The organism is Tepidicaulis marinus (genome assembly GCF_000739695.1).
Lineage (GTDB): Bacteria > Pseudomonadota > Alphaproteobacteria > Parvibaculales > Parvibaculaceae > Tepidicaulis > Tepidicaulis marinus.
The window spans coordinates 52,208-64,281 of record NZ_BBIO01000016.1; the positions used below are offsets into that span (position 1 = coordinate 52,208).

The following is a 12,074-nucleotide window of genomic DNA, read 5'->3' on the forward strand; positions in this document are numbered from 1 at the left end:
CAAAACGGGAGGACGGCATGAGCGGGAAAGTGGCCATTATTTTCGGCGTCGGCGCGGTGCAAGGGCTGGGCGCGGCGCTCGCGCGCAAATTCGCAAAGGAAGGCATGAACGTGCTCCTTGCCGGGCGCACCCAAGAAAAACTGGACAAGGCCGCCGAAAGCATTACCGAAGGCGGCGGCAAGGCGGCAACGGCCATTGCCGATGTGACGCGCCCCGACGAGGTGGCCCGCGCTTTCGATGCCGCCGAAAAACTCGGGGAGCTCGAGGCCGTTCTTTATAATGCCGGCAATAACGCCATCATTCCCTTCATGGAGCTGACGCCGGAACGCTTCGAAGAGTTCTGGCGCGTCGGCTGCCTCGGCGGGTTTCATGTCGGCCAGGAGGCAGTGCGCCGCCTTTTGCCGCGCGGGCATGGCTCCATTCTTTTCACCGGCGCCTCGGGCTCACTGCGCGGCAAAGCCAATTTCGCGCATTTCGCGTCCGCCAAAGCCGCGCTGCGCAACATGGTGCAATCCATGGCGCGCGAGTTCGGCCCGCAAGGTCTTCATATCGGCCATGTCGTGATCGACGGCGTGATCAACGGGGAGATGGCCCGCTCGCGCTTCCAGGCCTATCTCGACAAGCTGGGCGATGACGGCGCGCTGGAACCCGATGCGATTGCCGAGGCTTTCTGGGCTTTACATGAACAGCCGCGCAGCGCCTGGACCCACGAACTCGACCTGCGGCCCTTCAAGGAAAACTGGTAAGGCGCCCGCAAAGCATCTGCGGGATTTTGCCCGGCGGCAATTATGGGTAGGCTGGCAAAAAAGGAAACGCCATGCCAGTCAATCCCTTCGCCCGCATTCTGAACGAAAAGCGCGCGCCCGAAACGCCGGAAGCGGCGATCAAGGCCGCCGCCACGCTCTATCATGCCTGGTTCACCGGCCTGATGCTGCATCTGACGTTGCGCAAAGGCGCGGAAGTTGCGGGAAAATGGACCTTCCGCCTCTTCCGCCGCCAGCATCTGGAAAAATTCAAATCGAGCTTCGACAAGCTGGGCCTCACCCATCTGCCCGATGCCGTGGCCGCCGCGCAATATCACTATCTCTCGAACTCCGTCGGCGGGGTGGAGGTCGAATTCATTCCCGAAAGCGACACCAAGGCCTGGGTGCATTTTTGCCATCCCCGCTGGATGTTTCAGGGCACCGCGCTTTGCGGCTTGCCGGTCGAAGTGAGCCGCGGCTTCCTGGAAGGCTGGTACGGGCATAACGGCGTCTCATTGAACAATCCGCGCCTCGGCTTTGTCTGCGTCAGCGAAGATATGACGGGCCAATACGGCCTTGCCGGATATTTCAAGGAATTCGGCCGCGAGCTTGCGCCCGATGAGCGCCTGCAATTTGCGCCGGGGGAGACCGCCCCGCCTTTCGATCCCGGCAAGGCGCCGGGCCTCGACGCGACAAGCTGGCCGCCCGCCCGGCTTATCAAAGCGAACCGCAATTATGCGATGGAATATATCAAAACCGGGCTCAATGAGCTCTGCGCCCTGATCGGCCCGGCGGAGGCGCGCGATATTGCAGGTCATGCCGCAGCGTTGATCGGCCGGCAATTTTACCGCGAGCTGCAAAGCCTGATGGGCCTGGCGGAAGAAGATGACAGCCCCGCCGCCTTTGCCCGTTTCATGGAGCGCATGGCGGGCGCGCAGGACGATAAGCTTTCATGGGAAGAAAAAGACGGCGCGCTCTTTTTACACCTCGATGGCTGGCGGCTGATGCGCGGGCGCGAGAATGTACCTCATGAAGCCTATGAGGCCTGGGTCCGGCTTTGGGAAGGCTGCCTTGCCGTTCATAACCGGTTTTTAAAACTCGAAACGATCGCCCGGCAGGACTACGGCGACCCGCACACCGTGCTGCGCATCCGCGCCGTCAATGGAAATCGCGCGAACCCGGCATGATGCGCTGATTGCGCGGATGCCCGCCCGCCCGGCTTTGGGCGGGTATGGGGCGCATTTCCGCCGGGTCGGGACCCATGAGCTCGCCCAGAAGATCCGTCCAGTCTTCCATCTGTTCGGCCACTACATGGGTGACGCCTTCCTGCTTTTGCAAACGCCCGCGCACTTTCATGATGCGCGCGCCCATAACGATGCGCCGGTAGCGCTCGAACACCCGCGCCCAGATCACGCAATTGACGATGCCGGTCTCATCTTCCAGCGTCACGAAAATCGCCTTGCCGCCGCCGGGGCGCTGGCGCACCAGAACGACGCCCGCCACTTCGACATATTTGCCGTCCGCCGTCTTTTCGAGCCGCACCGAGGAATGGATTTTCCGCTCCTCCAAAATGGGCCGTAAAAAAGAAAGCGGATGCGCTTTCAGCGAGAGGCGCAGGGTCTGATAGTCGGCCACCACATGCTCGGGCAATCCCATGACCGGCAGCGGCACGGCGGCCTTTTCCTCGCCCTCGTCGCGCGTCTTGGCATGGGCGAAAAGCGGCAGCGGCTTTTCGGTTTTCAGCGCCCGCACTTCCCAAAGCGCTTGGCGCCGGTCGAGCCCCATGGAACGGAAGGCATCCGCCGCCGCAAGTTTCTCCAGCGCCGCAACAGGCACATCGGAAAGAGCGCGTAAATCGCGCAGATCCGCAAAGCCTTCCCGGCGCGCGGAAATCAGCGCTCTGGCATGTTCCTCGCTGAGCCCGCTTACCTGCCGCATGCCAAGGCGCAGCGCATGGCGCATGCCTTCCAAAGGCTCGAGCCTATTGTCCCAATCGCTGTGATTGATATCGACCGGGCGCACCTCCACCCCGTGATCACGCGCGCAAGAGACGATTTGCGCAGGCGCATAGAACCCCATGGGCTGCGCATTCAACAGCCCGCAGGCAAAAACCTCCGGATAAAAATGTTTCAGCCAGGAGGAAACATAAACAAGCTTGGCAAAGCTCGCCGCATGGCTTTCCGGAAAGCCGTAATCGCCGAACCCCTCGATTTGCTTGAAACAGCGCTCCGCAAAATCGGGCGGATAGCCGCGCTCGATCATCCGGCTGATGAATTTCTCCCGCAAGGTGCCGATCGTGCCGCGCCGGCGGAACGTCGCCATGGCATGGCGCAGCTCATTCGCCTCATCGGAGGTAAACTTCGCCGCCACAATGGCGATCTTCATCGCCTGTTCCTGGAAAAGCGGCACGCCGAGCGTCTTGTTGAGCACCCGGCGCAATTCCTCCGGATCGCCATGCTCGGGAGCCGGGCCTTCTATCTTGACTTCTTCCTTGCCGCTGCGCCGCCGAAGATAGGGATGGACCATGTTGCCCTGAATGGGGCCGGGCCGCACGATCGCGACCTCGATGACGAGGTCGTAAAACGTGCGGGGCTTGAGGCGCGGCAACATGCTCATTTGCGCGCGGCTTTCGATCTGGAAAACGCCGACCGTATCTGCCTTGCAGATCATGTCGTAAACCGCCGGCTCTTCCGTCGGAACGCTCGCCAGCGTCCAGCGCTCGCCATAATGCTCTTCGATGAGATCGAAACATTTGCGGATGCAGGTGAGCATACCGAGCCCCAGCACATCCACTTTCAAAATGCCGAGCGCATCGAGATCGTCCTTATCCCATTCGACAAACGTGCGCTCCTCCATCGCCGCATTGCCGATGGGCACGCTCTCGCATAACGGGCCGCGCGTGAGCACGAAACCGCCCACATGCTGGGAAAGATGGCGGGGAAAGCCCTGCAATTCATGGGCAAGCTCAAGCGTGCGGCGCAGATAGGGATCGTTTGGATCGAGCCCGGCTTCGGCCACCCGCTCGGGCTTGAAGCTCTGCCCGCCATAAGAGCCCCAGACCGTGCCGGCCAGCGCGCCCGTCACGTCTTCGCTGAGCCCCATGGCTTTGCCTACCTCGCGCACGGCGGAGCGGGAGCGGTAGGAAATCACCGTCGCGGCAATGCCCGCGCGCATGCGCCCATAGCGCCGGTAGATATATTGAATGACTTCCTCGCGCCGCTCGTGTTCGAAATCGACATCGATATCGGGCGGCTCGGTGCGCGCTTCGCTGATGAAGCGGTCGAAAAGCAGGTCCATATCCACCGGGTCGATGGCGGTGATGCCGAGACAGTAACAGACGGCGGAATTCGCCGCCGAGCCGCGCCCCTGGCACAAAATGCCCTGACTACGCGCAAAGCTGACAATGTCATGCACGGTCAGAAAGTAAGGCGCATAGTCGCGCTTGGCGATGAGAGCAAGCTCGCGCTTGAGGACGGCGCACACGTTCTCCGGCACCGCGCCTTCGTAAATGCGCTGGGCGCCCGCCTCGACAAGATTCTCCAAATGGCTTTGCGCGTCTTTGCCCTCCGGCACCGGCTCTTCCGGGTATTCATAGCGCAGCTCATCGAGTGAGAAGGTGCAGCGGTCGGCAATTTCCTGCGCCGCAGCCAGAGCTTCCTCATAGCCTTTAAAAAGCCGGGCCATTTCGGCAGGGCTTTTCAAATGCCGCTCGGCATTACCCTCGAGGCGGAAGCCGGCCTTGGCAACCGTTGAGCCGAGCCGGATGGCAGCCAGCACATCGGCAAGCGGGCGGCGCTCCGGCACATGATAAAGCACATCATTCGTGGCAAGGAGACGCAAGCCGCAGCGCGCGCCAAGCGCCGAAAGGGCGGCAAGGCGCGCCTTATCATTGCCCCGGTAAAGATAGGAAAGCGCAAGAAAGGCCGGCTCCCCTTGAAGCGCGCACAGCTGCGCCGCCATTTCTTCAAGCTGCGCCTCGAAGGCATCGTCCCAGACCGGCGGCGGCAGGATGATGATCACCTGCCCTTCGGCATGGGCGTAAACGTCTTCCAGATAAAGATGGCAGGCGCCTTTTTCCGCCCGCCCCTTGCCGAGTGTTAAAAGCCGGGAAAGGCGGCCGTAAGCGGCACGGTCTTTCGGGTAGAAAATCAGGCTCGGCCCATCTTCAAGATCGAGCCGCGCGCCGACCAGCAGCTTGAGGCCGCGCGCTTTCGCCGCCACATGGGCGCGCACCACACCCGAGAGCGTGTTGCGGTCGGCAAGGCCGATGGCGGAAAGGCCAAGCTCGGCGGCGCGCGCGGCGAGCTCTTCTGCGTGGCTGCCCCCTTCCAGGAAACTGAAATTGCTTAAAACCTGAAGTTCCGCGTAAGTCATGAAGCCTCACGCAAAAAAGCCATGCAGGAACCAGGAGGGCGCGCCGCCCGGCAAAGCATGATTCTGGGCACGGTCCTGATAGAGCCCGGCGCGGAACACCCAATAGCGCCGCCCGCGCACATCCTCGATGCGGAAATAATCGCGCACGTCTTCAAAGACGCCGTCCTGAAGACGCCACCATTCCGGCGCGATCCGCTCCGGCCCCTCGGCGCGCGTCACCTGATGAGGCACATGGCGCCAGCGGAAATGCATGGGCGGGCCGTCCGGCACTTCCGCCATCACCTCGATCGGCTCGGGTTTCGTTAAAAGGCGCAGCGGCCGCAGCGGGCGCGGCGGCGGGCTGCGCAGGGGCGCGGAAGGGATGGAGGGAGACCATGCGGGGTCCGCCACACCTGCCCCGTCCAGCGCCGGACGGCTATGCACCGCGCGCTCGGGCACATGGCTCTCGCACGGGCCTTGCAGGCGCAGCGCTTCGGCGCCGAGGCGCACGGACAACCGGTCGATGAGCCCGGCCAGCGCCTCTTCCTGCCCGCTCGCGCTCCCCCCTTCCTCACTCTCCGCCCAGCTGCCCTGGCTTTGCGTAAAAGGCACCGCTTCATCGGCAGAGAGAATGAAATATTCCGCCCCGAGCCCGAGATCCATTTGCTCGAAACGCTCTTTGAAAAGCCGCGCGAGATGCGCCTCCTCGCGCACCGGCCGCGCCGTGCGCAAAGAAAGCGCCGCCACCTGCCCGTCCACCCGCAGCGCCCGGAAAGTCCAGCGCGTGCCGCCCTGCCCTTCGCGCACCAGCATGGATTTCAAATCCGCGCTCAAACGGCGCAGCACTTCCGGCAGAAAACTCAAATCCTGCACCGGCTCGCTATAGCCTGCATGGGCGCGGAAGGACGGGGCGGGATGCAGCGGATTCAAACTTTCCGGCTGGCGGCCGAGCGCCTGATCGAGACGGAAAAGCACCGCCTCTTCGGCAACGCGCGAGCGGAACCTGCGGGCAAGCGCCAGGCGCGGCATAGCGTAAAGCTGGCCGATCCTGGTCAGGCCAAGACGCTGCAGCAGGAGAAGTACCTGCGGCTCGAGCCGCAAAGCCGCCATGGGCAGGGCGGAGAGCGCTTCGCTGACGCCCCCTTGCGGGGCGATGGCGCGGGGCGGGCCGAAGCGGGCGAGCGCACTTGCCGCGCCCACCGTCTGCGCCATGCCGAGATAGGCTTTGAGCCCCAGCTTTGCGAACTGGCTTTCCATGCGCGCCAGCATCGCCTCTTCCCCGCCGAAAAGATGCGCGCAGCCCGTGGCATCGATGAGAAGGCCGTCCTCCCCATCTGCCGCCACGAAAGGGCTGTAACGCAGACACCATTCGGCCAGCCCCTGAAGCGCGGCGTGGTCCCCTTCCAGATCGGCGGGCGCATGAAGAAGACCGGGCAGCCGCGCCTTGGCGTCGGTCAGCATCATGCCGCGCGTCAGCCCAAGCTGCGCCGCTCTCTCATCCACCGCATGAAGGCGCACCGCGCTTTGCTCCTGCACGGTCAAAACGAAAGGCGGAACTTCTTTTGCCTTAGCCGGTGCGCGCGAGGGGGAGAATGGCGGCCTCTCCCGCAGGCGGGCTTTGCGTTTTTGGTGCCGCCGGAAGCGCTCGATCGGCCAATGGGGCAACCATATGGAAACAATGCGTCTCATGATCCCATTCCATCGTGACCCTGAAGGGCATGGGCCCCGCCTTCGCTTTTTCCAGCTCCACCTGCCAGCGCGCGGCGCCGGGCGCGGCAGGGTCATGCACATGGCGCCCGCTCGGTGCCGGGCGGATACGCAGCCGGGTCAGCGCGGCGCTTGCTTCTTTGCGCTCAAGCGGGCGGATGAGCCAGCAGGGCATCCGGTGCTCCGCTGCCAAAAGCGACAGCCGCCGGCTTTCGGTGAGCCCGACATCGCCCACCTCCCCCAGCGCCCCGGCAAGCGCGCCCGCCTTCAAGCCCTCTTCCAGCGCCCAAAGCACATCGAGACTTGTGCGCGCATAAAGCGTGAGAAGCCGCTCCGGCGAAAACCCCGCATCCAAAAGCCCCGGCCCATAAGGCGCGCCGAACTCGCGCCGCTCTTCAAGCCGCATCGCCCATAAAAAGGCAGGCGGCAGGGCCTTCCGGGCAGGGCGCAAGGCCCCGGCATGTTTCTGCCGGGCCGCCAGAACGGCAAAGGCAAAGCCGCGCGCCGCGCTCATATCCTCATAAGAAGCGGTAAGCTCATGCAGCCCCGGCCGCAGGATGAGCCGCGCCGGGTCCGCCCCTTCCTCACGCGGCAGGGCAGCCGGTGCTTCTTCCAGAACCGGCACGCTCTGCTCGATTTCGGCAATAGACCGCCGAAGCCGCGCCATAAGGGCGCTGCGGGATGTGCCGCGGGTCTCCCCGGACATGGGCTTACCTCTTTCGATATTCCCTTATGTTCTTATTTTGTTCTCATACCGGAGTCAAGCGGCAAGGAGGCTGGAACGAAGCGGGAGAACGGGCTAGAGCAGCCGCAGCACCGCCTCGACATCCGCTTTTTCGGTGGAAAAAGAGGCAACGAAGCGGGCAAGCGGCCGGTTTTCTCCGGCAATATCCCAGGGCGCGAACTGCACGCCTGCCTTGAAAAGCGCCCGCTGCTGCTCTTTCGAAAGAAACGCGAAGACCTCATTACCCTCCGCCGGATAGGCAAGCGCGATGCCCTTTTCCTGAAAACCCGCGGCAAGCAGCGCAGCCATCTCGTTCGCCTGCCGGGCAAGCCGCAGCCAGAGATCCCCTTCCAGATAGGCCTCCATCTGCGCGGCGAGAAAGCGGCCCTTGGAGAAAAGCTGGCCGCCGCGTTTGCGCAGACGGGCAAAATCACGCGCTTTTTCAGAATCGAAAAAGATCACCGCCTCGACACCGAGCGCGCCGTTCTTCGTTGCCCCGAAACAGAGGACATCCACCCCCGCCTTCCAGCTCATTTCGGCGGGCGTGCAGCCAAGCGCGGCCAGCGCATTGGCAAAGCGCGCGCCGTCCATGTGAACGGCCATGTCCTTTTCATGCGCAAGGGTGCTTAAAGCGCGCAATTCATCGAGACTGTAAAGCGTGCCCGCCTCGCTTTGCTGCGTCAGGCTTAAAAGCGCGGGCTGCTGGCGGTGCACGCCGCCGGAGCTCCAGAAGGTCAGCGCTTCTTCCAGCGCAGCACGGGTGATGCGCCCCGCCTCCCCGCCCACGGGCACAAGCTTTGCGCCATGGGTGAAAAATTCCGGCGCGCCGCATTCATCCACATGGATGTGGCTTTCTTCATGGCAAAGCACCGCGCGGTGCGGGGGCACATAAGTGGAAAGCGCCAGGGAATTGGCCGCCGTGCCCGTTGCCACCAGAAAGGCGGAAAGCTCGCACTCGAAAATTTCGGCAAGGCGCGCCTCGACACGTTTCGTGATCTCGTCGCTGCCATAAGAAGCGCTATAGCCGCCCGCCGCCTTTGCCAGCGCCTCGATAATCTCCGGCGCCGCACCGCTTGTATTGTCACTGCCAAAATGCATGCGCGCTCCAAAACAAAAAAGGGAGAAAAATCAGGCTCGGTCTTCCGGCGGAAAAAGCGGTTCGGGATCGCCGCTTTTCCATTGCGGATATTTTTTCATCACAGCCGCAAAAAGCGCGCTGGACAAGAAGTTTTCCAGCCAGCGCTGCACGCCCGGCAAGGACTGTTCGCCGAACCAGGCTTTATCGACGAAAGCAAACTGGCGCACGAACGGCGCGACCGCGATATCCGCATAAGATTTTTTAGCGCCGAAAAGGAAAGGCTGATCGCCAAGACGTGCCTCGAGCCTTTGGAGAAAAGCAAGGCCTGCCTCCCGGTGCTCTTCCGGCTCCGCGCCGTCATAGCGGTTTGCGTATTTATAACGGTCGAGATGCGGTTTGAACTCTTCTTCCGTCTCAGCGATCAGCGCTTCGGCCTCTTCACGTTCGCCCGGCGAGAGCGCCATCAGACCTTCCGGATCGCGCTGCCCAAGCGCCCAGCGCATGACATCGAAACTTTCTTCCACCACCTTTCCGTCCGGCAGGACAAGCACCGGCACCGTGCCTTTGGGCGAGGCTTTCAGCATTTCGGCCGGCTTGTCGCGCAGCACCACTTCACGCAAGCGGCAGGGAATGCCCGCGGAAAAAAGCGCCATGCGCGCGCGCATCGCATAAGGACAGCGGCGGAAGCTGTAAAGAATGGGAAGCGGCGCATCCATCAGGAGGCCTCTTTCTTCAAATCCAGCCTCTGGCCCGGCTTATCGCCCAGATGCACCTCGCCGCGCGCTTCGGCAAGTTCCATCTGCATCTGGCGCTGGGCAAAACGGTAGCGCTGTTCCTCGCTCAAATCCGCATGGCAATGCGGGCAGGAAACACCTTCCATATAATGCGGCGAGGCTTTGTCTTCCGCGCTGATGGGATGGCGGCAGCCATGGCAAAGATCGTATGTCCCCTCGCCAAGGCCGTGCGTGACGGCGACGCGCTGATCGAAGACGAAACACTCCCCCCGCCACAGGCTTTCTTCTTCGGGCACGGTTTCCAGATATTTCAGAATGCCGCCTTCAAGGTGATAGACTTCATCGAAGCCCTTTTCCTTCATGAAGGCGGTTGCCTTTTCGCAGCGGATGCCGCCGGTGCAAAACATCGCAACCTTCGGCTTGTTCTTCAGCGCCGTGGCTTCTTCCACCCAGGCGGGAAATTCCCGGAAACTACGGGTGCGCGGATTGACCGCGCCCTCGAAGGTGCCGATCTCCACTTCATAATCGTTACGCGTATCGATGACGATGACATCGGGCGCAGAGATAAGCGCGTTCCAGTCTTCCGGTTTGACGTACGTGCCGGCATTGCCGGCGGGGTCGAGCCCCGGCACGCCAAGCGTGACGATCTCTTTTTTCAGCCGCACCTTAAGGCGCAGAAACGGCATTTCCGCCGCCCAGCTTTCTTTATGCTCAAGGCCTGCGAAGCGCGCATCCTCGCGCAGCCAGGAAAGAAACCCGCGCATCGCCCGCTCCGGCCCGGCAATGGTGCCGTTGATCCCTTCATGGGCGAGCAGCAGCGTGCCCTTGATGCCGCCGGCGCGCGCCATTTCCTCGATCTTCGGCTGCAGCGCGGAAAAATCCGGCAGGTCCACGAACTTATAAAGAGCGGCGACCAGAAAACGGCTCATCGCAAATTCCCTCAAAAAACTCCGGCCCTTATAGCTCTTTGGCGGGAAAACGTAAAATACCGGCACTTGTGAGAGGCCGACACGAGAAAGCCGGGCAGGAAGCCCGGCTTCATCGCACCTATCTGAAAGCAGTGTTAATGGCGCAGGAGCCCGTCCCGTGCCTGGTCCAGCTTCTCGCTGGCCTTGCGCATGGCCTCGGCGGCCTTTTCATCCGCCGCGCGGGCATAGCGCGAGCCTTCTTCCTTGGCTTTGCGCATCACCGCATCGCGGGCCTCGCCCATCGTCACATCCTCGGCCCTTGTGCGGGAGAAGTACCCGGCGAGCGCCGCCCCGGCGGCAAGGCCGATAAGGCCGGTGACGAGCGGATGGGCCTCATAGGTTTCCTTCACCTTGCGCCCGGCCTGGCGGGAGGCTTCGGCAGCTTCTTCGCCCGCATGGCGGGCACGTTCCTGCGCGGCGCGCATTTTCTCGCGTCCGGCAGCCGCCGCCTTTGAAACGGGGCCATGGCCGTTGAGGCGTTCTGCTTCGTAGCGCTCATCTTCCGCCGACGGGCTTTCATACACAAAGCCGTCATCGGCGCGCTCGTCCGCGCTGCGGGCGCGTGCCGCCTCTGCGGCAGATTTCGATTTTTGCGTGCCCAGCGAATAGGCGAGCCAGGCAATGCCCGCCGCCGTCAGGACGGAGGGAAGCGGGTGTTCCTGCACGGTGCGTTTGGCTTGATCCATCATTTTTCCGGTATCCACATCTCTCAGGCTTTCCAGCGCGAAATCCACGATCTGGTTCGCCGAAATTGAATTTCTGAGCTCGTCGAAGTCGGATTGCACGGCCGAGCGGGCCGCGTGCACCTGTGCTTGCGCTTCTTCGGCGGTCTCGTTCGGGAAATCGTTCACCTGTCGCTTAGTCATGAGAAATTCTCCTTTATTGCCGATTTGTCGCGTCTGAATTCACGTATCGTGCGGCGGGGCAGAAAGTTCTCGCGCCGGAGCCGGGTAAGGCCCCAATAGATGCAGACCGCGCTGAGACTGCCGACCCCCGCCGCAACGAGGAGCGCGGCCCAGGGCATGCTGAGCCCGGCTTCCACCAGCACCGCGATAAGCGCGGCGATAAGGCAAAGCAGCGCCGCAAGCGCCAGAAGAAAACCGGCAAGCACGGCCAATCCGGCCCGCACGAACTGCGATGACTTTTCCTGCGCCTCGCGTTTGAGCAGATCGAATTCCTGCTCAAGGAGCCGGGAAAGGTTACGCAACAGGTCGCTCAGAATCTGAGCGATGCCGCGCGGCTCTGTCGGATCTACGGCCATAATGCCTCGCTCACGCGCGCGGCGGCCGGCTGTTTAAAAACCGCACGAGCACGAAGCCCGCCACAGCCGCCCCGAGCACGAACTCAGCCGGGCGCTCTTCGGCGAATGCCGATGCCTTGCCGTAAAGCGCGCGCGGCGAGGAGCGGTCCAGCTCCCGCGATACTTTATCGAGCAGCAGCGCCACCTGCTCGGCGCAAGCGCTGATCATGGCATCTTCCGGCTCGACCTTGCGCGCCACCTGGCGGAAATGATCGCCGTAGCCGCGCGCAAATTCCGCCGCCGAATGAAAAGGCTCATCCAAAAAAGAACGTGCCTCTTCTTTGGCTTCTTGCGCGTGATCCCGGAATTCCTGCCAGGCTTCACTGCTTTCATGGAACTGCGAGGCGGCGAAATCTTCTGCCTCTTGGCGCGTGACCATAGCTGCCTCCCGTGTCTTCAGACATTACGCACACCTGCCATACACCGGGCGCAAGGCGCGGGGCCCGGCAGGCCGTCTATGGAATAAA

At 62.7% G+C, this 12,074-nt stretch carries 11 protein-coding genes; 2 read left to right on the forward strand and 9 right to left on the reverse strand.

Going from position 1 to position 12,074, the window contains the following annotated elements; translation table 11 throughout:
- Nucleotides 1-17 precede the first annotated feature (17 nt).
- Together M2A_RS13630 and M2A_RS13635 are read left to right on the forward strand one after the other, a co-directional pair.
- Entirely contained in the window at nt 18-746 is a 729-nt protein-coding gene (locus M2A_RS13630; RefSeq protein ID WP_045448573.1) for an SDR family NAD(P)-dependent oxidoreductase, read from the forward strand.
- 71 nt (nt 747-817) lie between these two features.
- The gene (locus M2A_RS13635; protein WP_045448574.1) at nt 818-1,930 is read left to right on the forward strand and encodes a hypothetical protein; all 1,113 of its coding nucleotides are present in this window, start codon (nt 818-820) and stop codon (nt 1,928-1,930) included.
- Here the strand turns inward: M2A_RS13635 and M2A_RS13640 are convergent.
- The 9 genes from M2A_RS13640 to M2A_RS13680 form a co-directional block, all read right to left on the reverse strand.
- Nucleotides 1,902-5,117: an error-prone DNA polymerase gene (locus M2A_RS13640; RefSeq protein WP_045448576.1), complete on the reverse strand. Its 3,216-nt coding sequence runs from the start codon at nt 5,115-5,117 to the stop codon at nt 1,902-1,904. The genes M2A_RS13635 and M2A_RS13640 overlap by 29 nt on opposite strands.
- Before the next feature lie 6 nt (nt 5,118-5,123).
- Nucleotides 5,124-6,614 (reverse strand): Y-family DNA polymerase, encoded by a 1,491-nt coding sequence (locus tag M2A_RS13645; protein ID WP_045448652.1) that lies wholly within the window; start codon nt 6,612-6,614, stop codon nt 5,124-5,126.
- Nucleotides 6,615-6,663: 49 nt separating this feature from the next.
- Nucleotides 6,664-7,509 carry an ImuA family protein gene (locus tag M2A_RS18210; RefSeq protein WP_052379499.1) on the reverse strand — a complete coding sequence of 282 codons (846 nt, stop codon included), beginning with the start codon at nt 7,507-7,509 and terminating at the stop codon, nt 6,664-6,666.
- A 93-nt stretch (nt 7,510-7,602) separates the two neighbouring features.
- Nucleotides 7,603-8,625 carry a threonine aldolase family protein gene (locus M2A_RS13655; protein ID WP_045448577.1) on the reverse strand — a complete coding sequence of 341 codons (1,023 nt, stop codon included), beginning with the start codon at nt 8,623-8,625 and terminating at the stop codon, nt 7,603-7,605.
- Between the two features lie 30 nt (nt 8,626-8,655).
- A complete protein-coding gene (locus M2A_RS13660) occupies nt 8,656-9,321 on the reverse strand; it encodes a glutathione S-transferase (protein WP_045448579.1) in 666 nt (221 codons plus the stop codon).
- Entirely contained in the window at nt 9,321-10,268 is a 948-nt protein-coding gene (gene trhO / locus M2A_RS13665) for an oxygen-dependent tRNA uridine(34) hydroxylase TrhO (RefSeq protein WP_045448580.1), read from the reverse strand. Before trhO ends, M2A_RS13660 begins: the two co-directional genes overlap by 1 nt.
- A 134-nt stretch (nt 10,269-10,402) precedes the next feature.
- Nucleotides 10,403-11,173, reverse strand: coding sequence for a hypothetical protein (locus M2A_RS13670; RefSeq protein ID WP_156101771.1), 771 nt, complete (start codon nt 11,171-11,173; stop codon nt 10,403-10,405).
- A complete protein-coding gene (locus M2A_RS13675; protein ID WP_045448583.1) occupies nt 11,170-11,568 on the reverse strand; it encodes a phage holin family protein in 399 nt (132 codons plus the stop codon). The genes M2A_RS13670 and M2A_RS13675 overlap by 4 nt, the downstream gene beginning before the upstream one ends.
- A 10-nt stretch (nt 11,569-11,578) precedes the next feature.
- Complete coding sequence (locus M2A_RS13680; protein ID WP_045448584.1) at nt 11,579-11,986, reverse strand: hypothetical protein; 408 nt, start codon at nt 11,984-11,986, stop codon at nt 11,579-11,581.
- Nucleotides 11,987-12,074 lie beyond the last annotated feature (88 nt).